This is a genomic window from Nocardia aegles (assembly GCF_052545135.1).
In genome coordinates, this window is record NZ_JBQWRI010000003.1 from 440,044 (window position 1) to 458,933 (window position 18,890).

At 68.7% G+C, this 18,890-nt stretch carries 18 protein-coding genes; 10 read left to right on the plus strand and 8 right to left on the minus strand.

Annotated elements, in window-relative coordinates:
* Window positions 1-202: 202 nt before the first annotated feature.
* From cobM to ACT89H_RS11910, 6 genes are all read right to left on the minus strand, one after another.
* Complete coding sequence (gene cobM, locus ACT89H_RS11885; RefSeq protein ID WP_445108612.1) at window positions 203-970, minus strand: precorrin-4 C(11)-methyltransferase; 768 nt, start codon at window positions 968-970, stop codon at window positions 203-205.
* Window positions 971-1,052: 82 nt separating this feature from the next.
* On the minus strand, window positions 1,053-1,535 hold the full coding sequence (locus ACT89H_RS11890) for a hypothetical protein (RefSeq protein ID WP_445108613.1): 483 nt from the start codon (window positions 1,533-1,535) through the stop codon (window positions 1,053-1,055).
* On the minus strand, window positions 1,535-2,908 hold the full coding sequence (locus ACT89H_RS11895; RefSeq protein ID WP_445108614.1) for an AAA family ATPase: 1,374 nt from the start codon (window positions 2,906-2,908) through the stop codon (window positions 1,535-1,537). The genes ACT89H_RS11890 and ACT89H_RS11895 overlap by 1 nt, the downstream gene beginning before the upstream one ends.
* 133 nt (window positions 2,909-3,041) lie before the next feature.
* Complete coding sequence (locus ACT89H_RS11900) at window positions 3,042-3,464, minus strand: PPOX class F420-dependent oxidoreductase (protein WP_445108615.1); 423 nt, start codon at window positions 3,462-3,464, stop codon at window positions 3,042-3,044.
* A 4-nt stretch (window positions 3,465-3,468) separates the two neighbouring features.
* Window positions 3,469-3,795: a zinc ribbon domain-containing protein gene (locus ACT89H_RS11905; protein ID WP_445108616.1), complete on the minus strand. Its 327-nt coding sequence runs from the start codon at window positions 3,793-3,795 to the stop codon at window positions 3,469-3,471.
* A gap of 179 nt (window positions 3,796-3,974) precedes the next feature.
* Window positions 3,975-4,892: a LysR family transcriptional regulator gene (locus ACT89H_RS11910; protein ID WP_445108617.1), complete on the minus strand. Its 918-nt coding sequence runs from the start codon at window positions 4,890-4,892 to the stop codon at window positions 3,975-3,977.
* Window positions 4,893-5,032: 140 nt separating this feature from the next.
* Between ACT89H_RS11910 and ACT89H_RS11915 the strand changes: the two genes are divergently transcribed.
* Both ACT89H_RS11915 and ACT89H_RS11920 read left to right on the plus strand, forming a co-directional pair.
* On the plus strand, window positions 5,033-6,409 hold the full coding sequence (locus tag ACT89H_RS11915) for an MFS transporter (protein ID WP_445108618.1): 1,377 nt from the start codon (window positions 5,033-5,035) through the stop codon (window positions 6,407-6,409).
* Window positions 6,406-7,152 carry a 3-hydroxybutyrate dehydrogenase gene (locus ACT89H_RS11920; protein ID WP_445108619.1) on the plus strand — a complete coding sequence of 249 codons (747 nt, stop codon included), beginning with the start codon at window positions 6,406-6,408 and terminating at the stop codon, window positions 7,150-7,152. The genes ACT89H_RS11915 and ACT89H_RS11920 overlap by 4 nt, the downstream gene beginning before the upstream one ends.
* A gap of 8 nt (window positions 7,153-7,160) precedes the next feature.
* Here the strand turns inward: ACT89H_RS11920 and ACT89H_RS11925 are convergent, their stop codons facing one another.
* Window positions 7,161-7,754, minus strand: a complete 594-nt coding sequence (locus ACT89H_RS11925; protein ID WP_445108620.1) for an SACE_7040 family transcriptional regulator — start codon at window positions 7,752-7,754, stop codon at window positions 7,161-7,163.
* Window positions 7,755-7,847: 93 nt separating this feature from the next.
* Here ACT89H_RS11925 and ACT89H_RS11930 point away from each other — a divergent pair, with 93 nt between their 5' ends.
* From ACT89H_RS11930 to ACT89H_RS11955, 6 genes are read left to right on the plus strand one after another with little or no spacing between them, the layout of a single operon-like run.
* A complete protein-coding gene (locus tag ACT89H_RS11930) occupies window positions 7,848-9,446 on the plus strand; it encodes a carboxyl transferase domain-containing protein (protein WP_445108621.1) in 1,599 nt (532 codons plus the stop codon).
* A 5-nt stretch (window positions 9,447-9,451) separates the two neighbouring features.
* Complete coding sequence (locus ACT89H_RS11935) at window positions 9,452-11,491, plus strand: acetyl/propionyl/methylcrotonyl-CoA carboxylase subunit alpha (protein WP_445108622.1); 2,040 nt, start codon at window positions 9,452-9,454, stop codon at window positions 11,489-11,491.
* The gene (locus ACT89H_RS11940; RefSeq protein ID WP_445108623.1) at window positions 11,488-12,648 is read left to right on the plus strand and encodes an acyl-CoA dehydrogenase family protein; all 1,161 of its coding nucleotides are present in this window, start codon (window positions 11,488-11,490) and stop codon (window positions 12,646-12,648) included. Before ACT89H_RS11935 ends, ACT89H_RS11940 begins: the two co-directional genes overlap by 4 nt.
* Entirely contained in the window at window positions 12,645-13,130 is a 486-nt protein-coding gene (locus tag ACT89H_RS11945) for a MaoC family dehydratase (protein ID WP_445108624.1), read from the plus strand. Before ACT89H_RS11940 ends, ACT89H_RS11945 begins: the two co-directional genes overlap by 4 nt.
* Window positions 13,127-13,939, plus strand: coding sequence for an HpcH/HpaI aldolase/citrate lyase family protein (locus ACT89H_RS11950; protein WP_445108625.1), 813 nt, complete (start codon window positions 13,127-13,129; stop codon window positions 13,937-13,939). Before ACT89H_RS11945 ends, ACT89H_RS11950 begins: the two co-directional genes overlap by 4 nt.
* Before the next feature lie 31 nt (window positions 13,940-13,970).
* Window positions 13,971-15,920 carry an acetoacetate--CoA ligase gene (locus ACT89H_RS11955; RefSeq protein ID WP_445108626.1) on the plus strand — a complete coding sequence of 650 codons (1,950 nt, stop codon included), beginning with the start codon at window positions 13,971-13,973 and terminating at the stop codon, window positions 15,918-15,920.
* A 33-nt stretch (window positions 15,921-15,953) separates the two neighbouring features.
* Here ACT89H_RS11955 and ACT89H_RS11960 read toward each other — a convergent pair whose 3' ends face one another.
* Window positions 15,954-16,136 carry a hypothetical protein gene (locus tag ACT89H_RS11960; RefSeq protein WP_445108627.1) on the minus strand — a complete coding sequence of 61 codons (183 nt, stop codon included), beginning with the start codon at window positions 16,134-16,136 and terminating at the stop codon, window positions 15,954-15,956.
* Window positions 16,137-16,443: 307 nt separating this feature from the next.
* Between ACT89H_RS11960 and ACT89H_RS11965 the strand changes: the two genes are divergently transcribed.
* Together ACT89H_RS11965 and ACT89H_RS11970 are read left to right on the plus strand one after the other, a co-directional pair.
* Complete coding sequence (locus ACT89H_RS11965) at window positions 16,444-17,685, plus strand: TetR/AcrR family transcriptional regulator (RefSeq protein ID WP_445108628.1); 1,242 nt, start codon at window positions 16,444-16,446, stop codon at window positions 17,683-17,685.
* A 217-nt stretch (window positions 17,686-17,902) separates the two neighbouring features.
* A complete protein-coding gene (locus ACT89H_RS11970) occupies window positions 17,903-18,787 on the plus strand; it encodes an aldo/keto reductase (protein WP_445108629.1) in 885 nt (294 codons plus the stop codon).
* The last annotated feature ends 103 nt before the right edge of the window (window positions 18,788-18,890 follow it).

Below are 18,890 nucleotides of genomic sequence, written 5' to 3' on the forward strand. Positions count from 1 at the left end.
ATCGGGCACTTTCGCACCGATGCAGGCGGACGCCTACGGCAGCCGCCGTCACCCGGACGGGAGCACCGCGGACCACGATCACCGCACCGCGCCACGCCGCCATGCACTCCCGGATCACGCCGCGCCGAGTCGATCCCGCCGCGACCACGCTGCCCGACGACCGCGCTGCCCGACGACCGAGCGGACGGGCGGCCACAGTCGACTATTCGGGCGATGCGCCTGCCGGCCCACGCACACGCGCAGGGTCGTAGAGGTGGGATCCCGCGCACGACAGCGCGGGCCTGAGCGCGCGGCCCACCAGGATCACCGCGGCCTGCCGCAGCCCGGCGGCCTCGACCTGGTCGGCGATGTCGGCCAAGGTGCCGCGCAGGATCAGCTGCTCGGGCCGGCTGGCACGGTAGACGACGGCGACCGGACAGTCCGGGCCGTAGTCGGCGGCCAGTTCGGCGGCCAAGGCGCGTGTGCGGGTGATGGCCAGGTGCAGCGCGAGAGTGGCGCCCGTGGCGGCGAAGTTCGCCAGCGCTTCGGACTCGGGCATCGCGGTGGAGCGGGCCTGCGTGCGGGTCAGCACGACCGACTGCGCCAGCTCCGGCACGGTCAGCTCCGCACCGAGCACCGCCGCCGCGGCGGCATAGGCGGGCACGCCGGGTGTGACATCCCACGGCACCCCGTGCGCGTCCAGCCTGCGGGCCTGCTCGGTCAACGCCGAATACAGCGACGGGTCGCCCGAGCACAGGCGGGCCACGTCCCGGCCGGCCCGGTCCGCGCGCACCAGACGCTCGGTGATCTGGTCCAGGTCCAAGTGCTGCGTATCCACCAACTCGGCGTCCGGCGCGCAGTACGCCAGCACGCCGGGATCCAGATAGGTCCCCGCGTACAGGCAGACCGGAGAAAGGCGCAACAATTCCACCGCACGCACCGTCAACAGGTCGGCCGCGCCGGGGCCCGCCCCGATGAAGTGCACGGTCATGGGCCAGAGTGTAGGCACGACGCCGATCGACCCGATGTCCGGCTACGGGCGCTGCACGGCGAGCGCCGCCGGCCCGGAGCTATCAGCCCGTCTCCGCCGAGGGACTGTAGGCGCGTAGGCCGTCATCGAGGGTCCATATGGTGGTCGGTATTCGCGAACGCATCTCGAAACTCTGGCGTTCCGCCAGCACGCACAGATCTCCCAATCCGACACCATTCTGGGCGTGTGTCACATAATCTGCCCCGGAATCAGCGCCTTCGAGTAGTCTCTCCAGAAATGCCCGATTCCAGGGCACATCGTGCAGTACCCAAGGCGCCTTCCCCGCGCAGATCAGTTTCAGGATCTCCTCCAGCCGCTGGGCCGTTTTCCTACGTAGCCCGCCATTGGACAACTGTGCGATGAAGTTTCCTGTTTCTATCACTGCGGTAATCGGCAAGATGAACTGCTCGCCCACAGTGATCCGATTTTTCAGTTCTTGCCGGACCGACTCCGCGTCTTGGTCGCGCCCAGGCACCGGAACGAGATTGCACAGAATGCTGGTATCGATGAAGACGACCTGCCGCATCAACGGATACCCAGCAATCTCTCGAATTCACCGAAGTCACCCGCATCGTCGTCAGGTCGGCCGACCAGCTTCCCGGCGCTTACCGCATTTCCGAGCGACCCTTCCGCAAGCGCTGTGGTGTACCCGGGCACTTCCATCAATCGTGTCAAGAGGCTATAGCCGGTGTCCGGATCTCGATGGCAAACAACAACATTTTCGTTGAGCGATCCTTCCGCGGCATCGAGGATCGCCGGGCTGTGCGTGGTTACGAGCACACTCGTTCCCGGCGTCTCGCTGCTGGTCCTGACGAGATCGAGCACACGCCGCGCTTGCGCGGGATGGAGTCCGTTCTCGAGTTCTTCGATGACAATGAGCACACCGCCACCGGGTTCTTCGTCGTCGGCCAAGTCCGCGCGCGCCCGAACCAAAGAATCGACATCCAAGCCGTGTCGGGACGACAGTAGCGCCGTCGCAATAGCGGTGAATCGCAAGAGTCCGTCACTCATCTCCCGCGCTGGAGTCCGTTCGGTTATGGCAGCTTTCCCATGCTTTTCATCGAGCGCGAGCATCACGTCGCCCAGTTCCGATGAAACGAAACTTATACTTTGCACCCCTTCATCGTCGGCAACTGCTCGAACCAGATCCTGGACACGATCGAATGCGGCTGGATCACGAATCATCAACATTGCCAGTGCCGCCGAGAGATTCTCGCCCGTCCGCCGCAACTCCGCATCTCGCTCGGGAACGAACCCACGCATAAGGTGAGGCACGGGATCGAGGTGGAATATTCCCCGCAGCGCCAGCAGCACCGCCTCCACCCCTCTTATGACAGATAGTTCAGCGCCGTTTGTCCCGGCAAGCGCGAGCGGTACCTGACCGATGACCAGCCGACTGTCCCGAAAAGTAAATGGCGTGTTCGGGCCGCGCTTACCGTTGTGCACCTCTGCCACGATTCCGGTGCCGGGCGCACCGGATTCGCGAGTCTCGACGAGCGATCCATAGGAGACCCTGCCGCTTCGCACTGCCTTTACCGGACCGCACAGTTTCTCCGCCACCACACGCAGATCCGGCCGGACCTCGACCGCGAGGTCGTAGTCGTATCGATCGCCATCGAGTTCGACTGAGCATCCGAGTTCGAAGCGCTGCGTCCCATGCGGCGGACAACCCGCTGATCCGCCCCTGACCGTACCTCCCTCACGCCTCCGGCCGTCGAGTGCGTCCGCCAAGTCCTCCCCTTCGGCGAGACGCGCCAGTACCTCCAAACCGTCGAAGGCGTTCGACTTTCCGGAGCTGTTGCGGCCGATCAAAATCGTCGTGCCCGTCAGCGGCAAAGTCGCACCGCGAAACGACTTGAACGCGGTCAGGCGCAACTCGATAAGGCGAGATGGGATCACACCGTCAGCATATGCGGCCGGTGTTCTCCGAGGCCCGTTACTTTCAGCCGAGTCCGGTGCTCGCACAGCAACTCGACCGCGCCACCGACGAATCGGCCTCGGCGGCGCAGCGCGCGCCGATGAATGCGCCCGCTCAAGCCGCGTCGAAGCGGGTGATCACCTTGTCCGGGCGGAGGCGGACGATCAGTTCGCCGGGGACACCATTGCGCTTGCCGAATTCCTCGGCGCGGTCGGCGCCCATGTAACGGCCGCCGATCTCGGTGGCGGTGCGCAGCAGTTCGTCCGGGTCTTCCGAGAGTGTCACCGTGCCCTGCAACTGGACCGACGCGTAGGGCGGCTCCTCCAGGTCGACGCACACCGAGACGCGCCCGTCCCGGGCGAACGCCTTGCCCTTCGCGGTGGACTTGTCGGTGTTGAAGACCAGCTCGTCGCCCTCGATGATGAACCACACCGGCGTCACTATCGGCCTGCCGTCGGGGGCCACGAACGCCACCTTGCCGGTGCGGGTGCCGTGGGTGAGAAAATCGCGCACTTCGGGATCGGAGAGAGAGGCCATCCGCTCACCTTAGGTGATGGGTGGGCGGCTGGGGCCACTGCGCGGTGGGGCCGCCCGCAGCGGGCTGCTGGTACGGGGCAAGGCCCCTGGTCTCGGCGTCGGCGCGGGCGAGAAGCTCAGCGACCTGCGGTCCGGCGACCGGTGACGATCCGCCGCACCAGGTGCAATCCACTTGGTGCTTGGTGCTGAGCGGGAAAAGCGGGATGAAGAAGAGCGTGAACTTGGTGACGAGTTTGCGCAGCGCGTGCGCGGCGGGATTGCCGCAGCGGCCACAGACCAAGGTGATCATCGCGAGCGTATGGATACGCTTCTGCCAGCCCCAGATCAGCATGTAGGAAACCCCCCAGCGATAGAAATTCCGATGTCGGTCACAGTAGTCGATCGGCCGGGAGTCGGCTCCGGTGATCGGTCACCGTGAGCGTCACGCCAGTTACGCGGCGTGCCGGCGAACAACCGGCGTCATCGATCGGCGACCCCGAAAACCGTAGCGACACCGTCCGAGGTCGATCGTCAGTGGCGACGACCGAGCAGGATGTCACGCTGATCGTCGACCGTGGCGCGGATGGCCGTCACCACCGCGGCCACTTCCGGGCGGCGGAGGGTTTCGGTGCGGGCGACGAGCCAGTAGCCGAGGGTAACGGTCACCGAATCGGCCAGGAGGCGAACGAGATCCGGGTGGCGATCGGCCATGAAGCAGGGCAGCAGGCCCAAACCCGCGGAGGCGCGTGTCGCCTCCACGTGCACGAAAACATTGGTCGACGTGACCGATTCGCGCATGGCGGGCACGAAGCTGGAGGCCAAGTCGAGATCGTCGACTTGCAGCATGGAATCGATGAAGTAGACCAGCGGATATCTCGACAGGTCCGCGATCGTCTCGGGTGCGCCGTGCTCACGCAGGTATTCGCGGGAACCGTAGAGGCCCAAGCAGTAGTCGGCCAGGTGGGTGGCGGTGGCGCGGTGCACTTGCGGCTCGCCCACCACGATCTCGAGGTCGAGTCCGGAACGCTGTTGTGAGGCGCGCCGGGTGATCGCCACGATCTCCACCGAGATCTCCGGATGCCGCCGCCGCACGTGCGCCGCCGCGGGCGCGGCGATGTAGGCGCTGAAGCCGTCGGTCGCCGAGAGCCGGACCACTCCCTGTAATACCCGGTTGCCGTCGGCGTCCGCGGCCAGTGACTTCACCGCCGATTCCACCGCCTCGGCCGCGGCCAGGGCTTCTCTGCCGAGATCGGTCAGTTCCCAGCCGCCGGTCACCCGGGTGAGCACCCGGCCGCCGAGGGTGTGCTCCAGCGCGGCGATGCGCCGGGAGATGGTGGTGTGGTTGATGCCGAGTTCCTCGGCGGCCGTGACGAATCGGCCGCAACGCCCGACGGCCAGGAGTACGAGGAGGTCGTCCGCGCTGGGATTACCGGAAGAGGCCGGGCGCATATCTGCATCTTCGCAGAGATGTACTGCACAAATAGTCATTGCGGCGCAATTACTCTGCACCAATACTCGGTTCAGCCAAGAATTGTGGGGGCCGTCACATCGAACGGGAAGTGTGGCCCCGGGCACGAAGGAGAAGTGCGATGAGGGAGCACAGCGCCGTGGCGGCGGATCGAGGTGGGACGACCAGCGGCCTGCGCCGCGTGGTGGCCGCATCGATGGCGGGCACGGTGGTCGAGTGGTACGAGTTCTTCCTGTACGGCACCGCCGCCACACTGGTGTTCAGCAAGGTGTTCTTCGCCAAGGGCACCAGTGATCTGGACGCCATTCTCGCCGCGTTCGTCACCTACGCGGTCGGTTTCGCGGCGCGGCCGCTCGGCGGCGTGGTGTTCGGGCACTTCGGCGACAAGTACGGCCGCAAGAAGCTGCTGCAGTTCAGCCTCGTGCTGGTGGGCGGTGCCACGTTCCTGATGGGCTGCCTGCCGACCTTCGGGCAGATCGGGTACTGGGCGCCCGCGCTGCTGGTGGCCCTGCGGTTCATCCAGGGCTTCGCGGTCGGCGGCGAGTGGGGCGGCGCGGTGCTGCTGGTCGCCGAACACAGCCCGAGTCGCGGTCGCGGATTCTGGGCGAGCTGGCCGCAGGCGGGGGTGCCCGCGGGCAACCTGCTGGCCACGGTGGTGCTGCTGGTGCTCACGTCCACGCTGTCGGACGACGCGTTCCTCGGCTGGGGCTGGCGGGTCGCGTTCTGGCTCTCGGCGGTCGTGGTGCTGATCGGCTACTACATCCGCACCAAGATCACCGACGCGCCCATCTTCGTCGCGGCGCGGCGGGAGGCCGAGCAGCTCCGGGCGACCTCGCTGAGCGTGGTCGAGGTGCTGCGCCGCTACCCGCGCGGCGTATTCACCGCGATGGGGCTGCGTTTCGGCGAGAACGTCATGTACTACCTGGTGGTCACCTTCACGATCACCTATCTGAAGACGCAGGTGCACGCCGACACCGCGGTGATCCTCTGGTGGCTGCTGGCCGCGCACGCGGTGCACTTCGTGGCGATCCCGCTGGTGGGCAGCCTGTCCGACCGCATCGGCAGGCGACCGGTGTACCTGATCGGCGCGCTCACGGCGGGCACCTGGGGCTTCTTCGCCTTCCCGATGATGGACAGCGGTCACAACGCGATCATCATGTCCGCCATCATCATCGGCTTGATCTTCCACGCCTTCATGTACGCCGGGCAGCCCGCGATCATGGCCGAGATGTTCCCCACCCGGATGCGGTATTCCGGTGTGTCCCTCGGCTATCAGGTGACCTCGATCGTGGCCGGTTCGCTGGCGCCGATCATCGCCGTCCGGCTGCTGAACACCTACCACTCCGCGGTGCCGATCGCCTGGTACCTGGCGGGCGCCGCGGCGGTGAGCGCGCTCGCCGTGCTCGTCGCACGAGAGACGAAGGGGCTGACCTTGGAGAGCATCGATGACGCCGACGCCGAGACCCTCAGCGCACACACCGAAGTGACCGTGCGATGAGCGATCTGGCGGGGCGCGGCGCCCTGGTCACCGGGGGTGCGAGCGGCATCGGCGCGGCGTGCGCCCGCGCGCTCGCGGCGCGCGGGGCCACGGTCACGGTGGCCGACGTCGACGACGTCGGCGCGAAGACGGTGGCCAGGGAGCTCGGCGGCAAGGCGTGGGCGGTGGATCTGCTCGACGTGGCGGCGCTGGAGGAGCTGGAACTCGACGTCGACATTCTGGTGAACAACGCCGGTGTGCAGCACGTCAGCCCGATCCAGGACTTCGCGCCGCGGCGCTTCCGCGACCTGCTCACCCTGATGGTCGAGGCGCCGTTCCTGCTGGTGCGCGCGGCCCTGCCGCACATGTACCGGCAGGGCTGGGGACGGATCGTCAACATCTCCTCGATCCACGGCCTGCGCGCTTCCGAATACAAAGTCGCCTACGTGACGGCCAAGCACGGGCTGGAGGGGCTGTCGAAGGTGACCGCGCTGGAGGGCGGGCCGCACGGCGTCACCAGCAATTGCGTGAACCCGGGCTATGTGCGAACGCCGCTGGTGGACAAGCAGATCGCCGATCAAGCCAAGGCGCACGGTGTCCCCGAGCGAGAGGTGGTGGAGAAGATCCTGCTCACCGAGAGCGCGATCAAACGGCTCGTCGAGCCGGCGGAGGTCGCCGCGCTGGTGGCCTGGCTCGCGTCGCCGGAGGCGGGCATGGTGACCGGCGCGGCGTACACGATGGATGGTGGGTGGAGCGCGCGATGAGGGCGCGCTCACCGCAGGGCGCTCAACGCCATCCTGCGCAGCACCGGCCGGGCGCGGGCCGCGGTCGCGTCGCCCGCGCTGTGCGGGGTGGAGTTGATCAGGCCGAAGGCGGCGTGGGCCTGCACCCGCGCCGTCTCCTCGGGTAGGTCCGGATGCAGCTCGCGCAGCACGCCGACCCAGATCTCCACGTACTGGCGCTGGGTGCGGCGGATCTCGCGGCGGGCGGGTGCGGGCACGTTGTCCAGGTCGCGGTCCTGGATGCGGATCAGCTCCGGCTCGCCGAGCGCGAAGTCCAGGTGGTGATCCACCAGCCCGGCGAGCGCCTGTTCGGCGGAGTCGGTACCCGCGACCACCTGCTTACCGCCGTCGAGCAGGCGCTGGCTCACCCCGACCAGCAGTTCGATCAGCAGCGCCTCCTTGCTCGGGAAGTGCCGGTAGACCGCGGGGCCGCTGATGCCGACGGCGGCGCCCAGGTCGTCCAGGCGCATGCCGAGGAAGCCGCGGTCGGCGATCAGCCGCGCTCCCGCGTCCAGCAGTTGCGCCCTGCGCTGCGCCTTCAGTTGCTCGCGACGAGTGGGCGCGACGGATTCGGCACTGGTCACACGTGGTCCTTTCCGCCGATCTGGACAGTTCGGTTAATCAAGACTAACCTGAATTCCAGTTATCGTCGACTAACTGGACGACAGGATGGAGTGATGACCGTTACCGAAGAGGCCGTCGGAAACCGCGCCGCGCACGTGGCGCTGGTCGACGACCTGCGCGCCCGGCTGTCCGCCGCGGCGCTGGGCGGGCCCCCGAAGGCGCGCGACCGCCACGTCGCGCGGGGCAAACTCCTGCCCAGACAGCGGGTGGACCAACTGCTGGACCCGGGGAGCCCGTTTCTCGAACTCTCCCCGTTGGCGGCGACCGGGATGTACGGCGACGAATCCCCCGGTGCCGGGATCATCACCGGGATCGGCCGGGTATCGGGCCGGGAATGCGTGATCGTGGCCAACGACGCCACGGTCAAGGGCGGCACCTACTACCCCATGACGGTGAAGAAGCATCTGCGCGCGCAGGAAATCGCGTCGCAGAACCGGCTGCCGTGCGTCTACCTGGTCGACTCGGGCGGCGCGTATCTGCCGCGCCAGGACGAAGTCTTCCCCGACCGGGAGCATTTCGGGCGGATCTTCTACAACCAGGCGACCATGAGCGCCAAGGGAATTCCGCAGATCGCCGCGGTGCTGGGCTCGTGCACCGCGGGCGGCGCCTACGTGCCCGCGATGAGCGACGAGGCGGTGATCGTGCGCAACCAGGGCACCATCTTCCTCGGCGGCCCGCCGCTGGTGAAGGCCGCGACCGGCGAGGTGGTCACGGCCGAGGAACTCGGCGGCGGCGAACTGCACTCGCGCACCTCCGGCGTCACCGACCACCTGGCCGAAGACGACCAGGACGCGCTGCGCATCGTGCGCCGCATCGTGGCCACGCTCGGTCCGCGCACGCCGGTCCCGTGGGACGTGCGGCCCGTCATCGCGCCCGCCGCGCCGGAGTCCGAGCTCTACGACGTGGTGCCGGTCGACCTGCGCACCCCCTATGACGTGCGCGAGGTGATCCACCGCCTGGTCGACGGAACGCCCAGCGGCGAGAGCGGTTTCCACGAGTTCAAGGCCGAGTACGGCAAGACCTTGGTCACCGGATTCGCGCACATCCATGGACATCCGGTGGGCATCGTCGCCAACAACGGCGTGCTGTTCGGCGAATCCGCCATGAAGGGCGCGCATTTCATCGAACTGTGCGACAAGCGCAACATCCCGCTGCTGTTCCTGCAGAACATCACCGGTTTCATGGTCGGCCGCGACTACGAGGCGGGCGGCATCGCCAAGCACGGCGCGAAGATGGTCACCGCCGTGGCCTGCGCGCGCGTGCCCAAGCTCACCGTCGTCATCGGCGGATCCTACGGCGCGGGCAACTACTCGATGTGCGGGCGCGCGTATTCGCCGCGATTCCTGTGGATGTGGCCGAATGCCCGGATCTCGGTGATGGGCGGCGAGCAGGCGGCGTCGGTGCTGGCGACGGTGCGCGGCGACCAGCTCGACAGCAGCGGCCGGCCCTGGTCGGCCGAGGACGAGGAGGCGTTCAAGGCGCCCATTCGGGAGCAGTACGAGAGCCAGGGCAACCCCTACTACTCGACGGCCAGATTGTGGGACGACGGTGTGATCGATCCCGCCGACACCAGAACCGTCCTCGGGCTGGCGCTGTCGGTGTGCGCGCAAGCCCCGCTCGAACCCGTCTCCTACGGCGTCTTCCGGATGTGATGACAATGCTGAACAAATCCGTTCCCGTCGGATTCGACACCGTGCTCGTCGCCAACCGCGGCGAGATCGCGGTGCGGGTGATCCGCACATTGCGCGCCTTGGGGGTTCGCTCCGTGGCCGTGTACAGCGACGCCGACGCCGACGCCCGCCACGTGCACGAAGCCGACACGGCGGTGCGCCTCGGCCCGGCTCCCGCCCGGGACAGCTACCTCGCCATCGACCGCGTGGTGGCCGCCGCCGTGCGCACCGGCGCGCAAGCGGTCCACCCCGGCTATGGGTTCCTCTCGGAGAACGCCGCTTTCGCCGCAGCACTGGCCGAGGCGGGCATCGTCTTCCTCGGCCCGCCTGCCCGCGCCATCGAGGTGATGGGCGACAAGATCACCGCGAAGAACACCGTGGCCGCGTTCGGCGTCCCGGTGGTGCCCGGCATCGCCACACCCGGCCTGACCGATGACGAACTGATCGCCGCGGCCGCCGAAGTCGGCTATCCGGTGCTGGTGAAGCCGTCCGCGGGCGGTGGAGGCAAGGGCATGCGCCGGGTCGACGATCCGGACCGCCTGCCGGAGGCGCTGCGCAGCGCCCGGCGCGAAGCCGCCGCCGCGTTCGGCGACGACACGCTGTTCCTGGAACGGTTCGTCACTCGGCCGCGGCACATCGAGGTGCAGATTCTCGCCGACCAGTTCGGCAACGTGTTGCACCTGGGCGAGCGCGAATGCAGCTTGCAGCGCCGCCACCAGAAGGTGATCGAGGAGGCTCCCTCGCCGCTGCTGGACGCGGCCACCAGGGCCAGGATCGGCGCCGCCGCCTGCAATACCGCGCGCAGCGTGGACTACGTGGGCGCGGGCACCGTGGAGTTCATCGTCTCCGCCGACCGGCCCGACGAGTTCTTCTTCATGGAGATGAACACCCGCCTCCAGGTCGAGCATCCGGTCACCGAGCTGGTCACCGGCGTCGACCTGGTGGAATGCCAGGTCCGGGTGGCGGCCGGGCAGAAGCTGGCGGTGGCGCAGGACGACATCCGCATGGTCGGGCACGCGATCGAGGCCAGGGTCTACGCCGAGGATCCGGGGCGCGGGTTCCTGCCCACCGGCGGCACGGTGCTCGACCTCGACGAACCGGGGGGCTCCGGCGTCCGGGTCGATTCGGGCCTGCGGATCGGCACGCGCGTCGGCAGCGACTACGACCCGATGCTGTCGAAGGTCATCGCGCACGCCGGTGATCGCGCCGCCGCGCTCGCGAAACTCGATCGCGCGCTGGCCGACACCGTGCTGCTCGGCGTGACCAGCAATATCGAATTCCTGCGCTTCCTGCTCGACGACCCGGACGTGGTCGAAGGACGGCTGGACACCGACCTGCTGGACCGGCGCGTGGCCGATTTCCGGCCCGCCGCCGTCGGCGACGACGAATTCGTCGCGGCGGCGGCCTGGCACTGGCTGCGCCGCCGGCCCGCCGCGCCGCGCGATCTCTGGGAGATCCCGTCCGGCTGGCGGATCGGGGCCGACGCGCCGACGCCGATCCGGCTCGTCGGCGGCGAGCGGGTCGAGCACGTCCACCTGTCCGGCACACCGGACGATGGCACGGTTCGTGTCGACGACGGCGAAAGTCGTTCGCTGACCGCATCGTTCACCGCCTCCGGGGATCGCAGCGCGGGCGTGCTCACGCTCACGCTGGACGGCCTGCGGCGCACCTACCGGGTCGCCGAGCACGACGGGCTGCTGTGGGTGGCCGGACCTGCCGGCATCGCGGTGCTGCGTGAAGTGGCCGAGGTCAACGTGCGCGGCGGCGACGAGCACGTGGGTGACGCCGAGATCCGCTCCCCCATGCCGGGCTCGGTGATCGCGGTGCCGGTCGCCTCCGGTGGCGCCGTCGCCGCGGGCGACGCGGTGGTCATCGTGGAGGCGATGAAAATGGAGCACTCGCTCACCGCGCCGGTCGCCGGAACGGTCGAACTACTGGTCGAACCCGGCGCCCAGGTGCGCCTGGACCAAGTGCTGGCGCGCATCGTCGCGGACACCACAACCGAACAGGAAGGGACCTCCGCATGACCGACTTCCTGTCCACCGGCACACTGCCGGAGGAGTACCGCGATCTCGCGCTGACCGTGCGCGACTTCGCACGCTCGGTGGTCGCTCCGGTGGCGGCCGAGCACGACGCCGACCACACCTTCCCGTACGAGGTGGTCGCGGGGATGGCCGACATGGGCCTGTTCGGGCTGCCGTTCCCGGAGGAGTACGGCGGCATGGGCGGCGACTACTTCGCGCTGTGCCTGGCGCTCGAGGAACTGGGCAAGGTCGACCAGAGCGTGGCGATCACGCTGGAAGCGGGCGTCTCGCTGGGCGCGATGCCGATCTACCGCTTCGGCGACGACAAGCAGAAGCAGGAATGGCTGCCGCAGCTGACCAGCGGCCGCAGCCTCGCCGCGTTCGGACTCACCGAGCCGGGCGCGGGCAGCGACGCGGGCGGCACCAGAACCACCGCGGTCGCCGACGGCGGCGAATGGATCATCAACGGCAGCAAGCAGTTCATCACCAATTCCGGCACCGACATCACCAAGCTCGTCACGGTGACCGCGGCGACCGGGAGCACCGGCGGCAAGAAGGAGATCTCCACGATCCTGGTGCCGACCGACACCCCCGGTTTCGTCGCCGAACCGGCCTACAACAAGGTCGGCTGGAACGCCTCCGACACCCATCCGCTCAGCTTCACCGACGTCCGCGTGCCCGAGGAGAACCTGCTCGGCGAGCGCGGACGCGGCTACGCCAATTTCCTGCGCATCCTCGACGAGGGCCGCATCGCCATCGCCGCGCTCGCGGTCGGGGCCGCGCAGGGCTGCGTGGACGAGAGCGTGCGCTACGCCAAGGAGCGCGAGGCGTTCGGCCAGGCGATCGGGCGCAATCAGGCCATCGCGTTCAAGATCGCCAGGATGGAGGCGCGGGCGCACGCCGCGCGCACGGCCTACTACGACGCGGCGGCGCTGATGCTGGCCGGCAAGCCGTTCAAGAAGCAGGCCTCCATCGCCAAGCTGGTGGCAGGCGAGGCCGCGATGGACAACGCCCGCGACGCGACACAGATCTTCGGCGGCTACGGCTTCATGAACGAATACGCCGTCGCCCGGCACTATCGCGACAGCAAGATCCTGGAAATCGGCGAGGGGACAACGGAGGTGCAGCTGATGCTGATCGGACGGGAGTTGGGCCTGTGAACCGGCGCACGATCGTGCAACGCGGCCTGTGGTTCGAGGAATTCGACACCGAGGTGGTCTACGAGCACCGCCCCGGCCGCACCATCACCGAAGCGGACAACGTCTTGTTCACCACGCTCACCATGAACACCCAGGCGCTGCACCTGGACGCGGCGTTCAGCGATCGATTGCCGCCGTTCAATCAGCGGCTGGTGAACTCGATGTTCACCCTGTCCACGCTGATCGGGCTTTCGGTGGCGCAGCTGACCCAGGGCACCATCGTGGCCAATCTCGGCTTCTCGGAGGTCGCGTTCCCCAAGCCGCTGTTCCACGGCGACACCATGTACGCCGAGACCGTGGTCACCGACAAGCGCGAGTCGAAGAGTCGTCCGGGTGAGGGCATCGTGACCTTCGCGCACACCGCGCGCAATCAGCACGGCGAGATCGTGGCGACGGCGGTGCGCAAGACGCTGGTGCGCAAGGCTCCGGAGGGTGCGGCATGAGCAGGCAGATGGCCGGCCCGGCCTGGTTGTTCTGCCCGGCCGATCGACCGGAACGCTTCGCGAAGGCGGCGGCCGCGGCCGATGTGGTGATCCTCGATCTCGAGGACGCCGTCGCCGGGCCCGACAAGGCGGCCGCGCGCACGGCGCTGCTGGATACGCCGCTGGACCCGGAGACGACGGTGGTGCGGGTCAACGCGGCGGGCACCGAAGACCACGCGCTCGACCTGGCGGCGCTCGCCTGCACCGCCTACCGCAGGCTCATGCTGCCGAAATGCGAGTCCGCCGAACAGATCACGGCACTGCCGGACTACGAGGTGATCGCGCTGATCGAGTCACCGCTCGGCGCGCTCACGGTCGGCGAGGCGATGACGGCGGGCAACGCGATCGGCGTCATGTGGGGCGCGGAGGACCTGGTGGCCGGGCTCGGCGGCACCGCGAGCAGGCATGCCGACGGCAGCTACCGCGACGTGGCACGCCACGTACGCTCCTCGACGCTGCTGGCCGCCAAAGCGTACGGCAAGTTCGCGCTCGACTCGGTGTATCTGGACATCCGCGATCTGGACGGGCTGCGGGCGGAGGCCGAGGACGCGGTCGCGGTCGGATTCGACGCCAAGGTCGCGATCCACCCGAGCCAGGTGCCGGTGCTGCGCGCCGCCTACGCGCCGTCCGCGGCGGAGATCGAGTGGGCCCGCCGGGTGCTGGCGGAAGCGCCGAACCACCGCGGTGTCTTCGCCTTCGAGGGCAGGATGGTCGATGGCCCCGTGTTCCGGCACGCCGAGCAGATCGTGCGGCGCGCCGACCGCGCCTGAAGGCCGATTTTCCACAGTCAGGAGGACCGCGATGCAACCCCAATGGGTGCCGACCGAAGAAGACATCGCCACGGCGAGGATCACCGACTTCACGCGATTCGTCGCGGAACGCACCGGTGTGCACGCGGCCGACTATCACGAGCTATGGCAGTGGTCGGTCGAGGATCTCGCCGGATTCTGGCACGCGCTGTGGGACTATTTCGAACTCGGTGACATCGCGGGCGAGGTTTTGGCGAACGCGACGATGCCGGGCGCGCAGTGGTTTCCCGGTACTCGGTTGAACTATGTCGACCAGGTGATCCGGCAGCTGCGCAGCGACCGGCCCGCGATCAAGGCGGTCAGCGAAGACGCTCCGATCCGCGAGGTGTCCTGGGCCGAACTGATCGACCACACCGCCGCTTTCGCGCAGACGCTACGTTCGCTGGGCGTGCGTCCCGGCGACCGGGTGGCCGGGTATCTGCCGAACATCCCGGAAGCGGTGATCGCGTTCCTGGCCACCGCGAGCATCGGCGCGATCTGGAGCGCCTGCGGGCAGGACTACTCGCCGAAAGCCGCGCTGGACCGGCTCGGGCAGCTGGAACCCACCGTTCTGGTCACCGCCGACGGCTACCGCTTCGGCGGCAAGGCGCACGACAAGCGCGACGACATCGCCGCGGTGCGGGCGGGCCTGGACTCGCTGAAGGGCACGATCGCGGTCTCCCGGCTCGGGCTCCAGGTGCCGGACACGACCTCGTGGGACGAGGCGGTGACCACTACCGAGGCGCTGCCTCCGGTGATCACCACGGAGTCGGTGGACTTCGACCACCCGCTGTGGATCGTGTTCTCTTCCGGCACCACGGGCCTGCCGAAGGGCATCGTGCACGGCCACGGCGGCGTGCTGCTCGAACACCTCAAAGCCGTTGCCCTGCACTCGGATATCGGCCCCGAGGACACCTTCTTCTGGTATACGAGCCCGAGCTGGATGATGTGGAACTTCCAGATCGCGGGCCTGCTGGCCGGGGCGACCATCGTCACCTACGACGGCAGCCCGACCGCGCCGACCCCCGACGCGCTGTGGCGGATCGCCGCCGAGGTGGGCGCCACCGTCCTTGGCGCCAGCCCCGGCTACGTGCTGGCATGCATCAAGGCGGGCTCGGTGCCGCGTACCGATCACGACCTGTCGGCGCTGCGCACCGTTGGCATCACGGGCTCCTCGCTGCCCACCTCCTCGGCGCTGTGGCTGGGCGAGAACGTCGGCGAGCACGTGCAGATCTCCTCGATCAGCGGCGGCACCGACGTGGTGTCGGCGTTCATCGGCGGCACGCGCACCGTGCCCGTGTGGCCGGGCGAGCTGTCCGCGCCTTTCCTCGGCGTCGCGCTGGATGCCTACGACCCGGCGGGGCAGCCGGTGCGCGGTGAAGTCGGCGAGCTCGTCATCACCGCGCCGATGCCGTCCATGCCGGTCGCCTTCTGGCACGACGAGGACGGGAAGCGTTATCACGACGCGTATTTCGACATGTTCCCCGGTGTGTGGCGGCACGGCGACTGGATCACCATTACCGACCATCACAGCGTGATCGTGCACGGGCGGTCGGACTCCACGCTCAACCGGCACGGCATCCGGATGGGCAGCGCCGACATCTACCAGTCCGTCGAACGGCTCCCGGAAATCGCCGAGGCGCTGGTGATCGGCGCCGAACAGCCCGACGGCGGATACTGGATGCCGCTGTTCGTGACCCTGGCGCCCGGCGCGGAACTCACCGACGAACTCACAGCGCGCATCAACAGCACCATCCGCACCGAGGTCTCGCCCCGCCACGTGCCCGACGAGATCATCCTGGCCCCCGGCATCCCGCACACCCGCACCGGCAAGAAGCTCGAGGTACCGATCAAGAAGCTGTTCCAGGGCGCCGACCCGAGCCGCGTCGTCGAACGCAGCGCCGTGGACAACCCGGACCTGCTCGACTGGTACGGCACCATCCGGCCGGGCGGGCGCGGCTGAGCTCGCCGCTGCGCGGGCGGTGGGCGCGGCGATTCACCTTCGGTAGCCGCGCCCGCCGATGGACGCGGTGAAGACCGCCGCCCGCGCGCCACGGGAAGCTTCGAGGTTGCGCTTCTCCTGCGGGGTGAGCCGATAGCGCGCCGTGATCCGCCGTAGCGCGGCGACCACGGCGCCGAGCACCGGGATGGGGTTCACCGGGCGCAAAGCCAACGCCATGACGAACTCCTTACCAGAAAGACGCACCGGTACAACCGGTTTCGGCGAAACGGAGTACCGGATGGCGACCGGGCGTCGGCGGGCGGGCCATCGGCCATGGACCGGCGTACGGGTCGCTGCTCTGCCCCGGCACGGCGCGCATGGTGCCCCGTGCTTCGGCCGAAGCCGGTTGTCGAGTTCCGGACACACCGGAGCACGTCCCGCCGCGTGGCATGCCCGGCGCGGCTCCCGGGGCGCTCAGCGCCGGGAGTCGTACCCCGTGGCACGGCGGGGTCGGCCATTCGGCCAGGTCGTTACGATGTTCGTCATGAGTGTCGACAATCGCCGTACGGCGCGGAGGGCGAGCGGCGGCGACTCGGCACCTCGCGAGATCCGGCGCAGACCGAAGAATCGCCGTGCCCAGATCGCCGCGGCGTCGGCCGCCGCGTTCGGCGCGCTCGGCTACCACGGCGTCAGCATGGACGATATCGCCTCCGGGCTCGGCATCAGCTCGGCGGCGCTGTACCGCCACTATCCCAGCAAGTACGCGCTGTTCCGGGAGGAGTTGCTGCGCGTCGGCCAGGCGATGACCGAATCGGTCGAGCTGCCCGCGGAGGCGGCCGACCAACCCGCCGAACAGCGGCTGCGGCACGTGCTCGACGCGCTCATCGCGGTCACCATCCACAACCGCCCGAGCGTCACGCTGGTGCGCTGGGAGGTCAGATACCTCGAGCCCGACGACCAGACCACGCTCAACGAACAGCAGGCCACGGTGCTGGGCGCGCTGGGCAGCCAACTGGCCGCGCTGCGCCCGGAACTCGCCGAGGACGACGTGCGCGTGCTCCGCGCCGCGCTGCTCAGCACGATCACCAGCATCGCCGACCATCACGCCGCACTCCCGGTGAAAACCCTTGCCCGCCTGCTTCATTCGGCCTGCTGGTCGGTCGCGCAGGCGAAGCTGCCGGTGACGCGCGCGGTCGAGCCGGTCGCGGTGGTGGAGATTCCGGACTCGTTCAAACACGAACTATTGCTGCGCAAAGCGGTCGAGCTGTTCCACGAGCGCGGCTACCCCAACGTCAGCGTGGAGGACATCGCCACCGCCGCGGGGCTGTCGGCGGCCTCGGCGGTGTACCGGTTCTACCGGGGCAAAAGCGACATCCTGGCCGCCGCCTTCCGCCGCGCCGCCGAACGGGTCTCCGGCGCCGTCGGGCCGGCCGTGGCGGCGGCCACCGATTCCGAGGACGCGCTCACCGCGTTGATCACGCACTACGTCGCCGGGTCGTTCGCCGAACGCGCCCTGACCTTCGTCTACTACACCGAGTTCCAGCATATTCCCGCAGAGGAACGCACGGTGCTGCGCAATATCCAGCGACTCAGCGTCGAGGAGTGGGCCCGGTTGCTGCGCGAGGTGCGCCCGGAGCTCGCTCCCGCGGAAGCACGCACGCTCGTCCACGCGGCTTTCGCGGTGGTCGTCGACCTGGGCCGCGCCTTCGGCAACGAGCCACTGGCCGCCCAGGAACGGGTGCGCCTGCTGATGCAGCTGGTGCTCTTCGGACGGCCCGCGCGATAGCCGACGAACTGTTTGCGTTCGCAGGCCGCGGTGGAGTGTCACCAAGGAGCCGCGGTTGGCAAGTTCGAGGGCGTCGCCGTGGGTAATCCCACTAGCGCACACTGCGACGGAATCAACCCCGGAGCAGTGCTGTTGCGGTAGGCGAGCTCGCGTCCGATTCGGCGCGACGTTCGCAGAGCATCGGCTCGGTTTCCGACTTCGGAAGGACAACATTCTCATGAGTACAGATCTCGACGCGCGCCCCGCCGCGGCGTCCGGCACCTTCGCCATCGGCGGCGACCTTCCGGTGCATCGGCTGGGGTATGGCGCGATGCAGCTGACCGGCCCCGGCGTGTGGGGTCTGCCCAAGGACCCGGATGAGGCGGTACGGGTGCTGCGCCGGGCGGTGGAGCTCGGCGTGAACTTCATCGATACCGCCGACTCGTACGGCCCGTTCGTCAGCGAGGAGTTGATCCGCAAGGCCCTGCACCCGTATGCGGAGGACGTGGTGATCGCGACCAAGGCCGGGCTCACGCGGCAAGGGCCCAACGAGTGGTATCCGGTCGGGCGGCCGGAATACCTGCGTCAGCAGGCCGAACTCAGCCTGCGCCATCTCGGCGTCGACCGGATCGACCTGTTCCAGCTGCACCGCATCGACCCGCAGGTGCCGCTGGCCGATCAGCTCGGCGCGCTCGTGGCGCTCCAGCAGGAAGGCAAGATCCGGCACATCGGCCTCTCGCAGGTGACCGTCGAACAGCTGCGCGAGGCACGCGAACTCGCCACCATCGTCTCGGTGCAGAACCTGTACAACCTGGCCAACCGCGCCGACGAGGACGTGCTGAACTACGCCGAGCAGGAGAACATCGGCTTCATCCCGTGGTTCCCCATGGCGACCGGCGAACTCGCCGCACCCGGCGGTCCGCTGGCGTCCATCTCCGCCGAGCACGGCGCGACCCCCGCCCAGCTCGCCTTGGCCTGGCTGCTGCGCCGCTCTCCCGTGCTGCTGCCGATCCCCGGCACCTCCACCGTGGCGCACGTCGAGGAGAACATCGCCGCCGCGCGAATCGAATTGACGGACGAGCAGTTCGAGGCGCTGTCGGCCGCCGCGTCGGCCGGGAACTGACCGTCTCGGCTGTCGGTTACGAGCTCCGTACGATGGCACGGGGCTCGGCCGGCAGCCGTGCGGCCGAGATGTACTCCCGGTGTGGTGGGCGGCGCCGATGCCG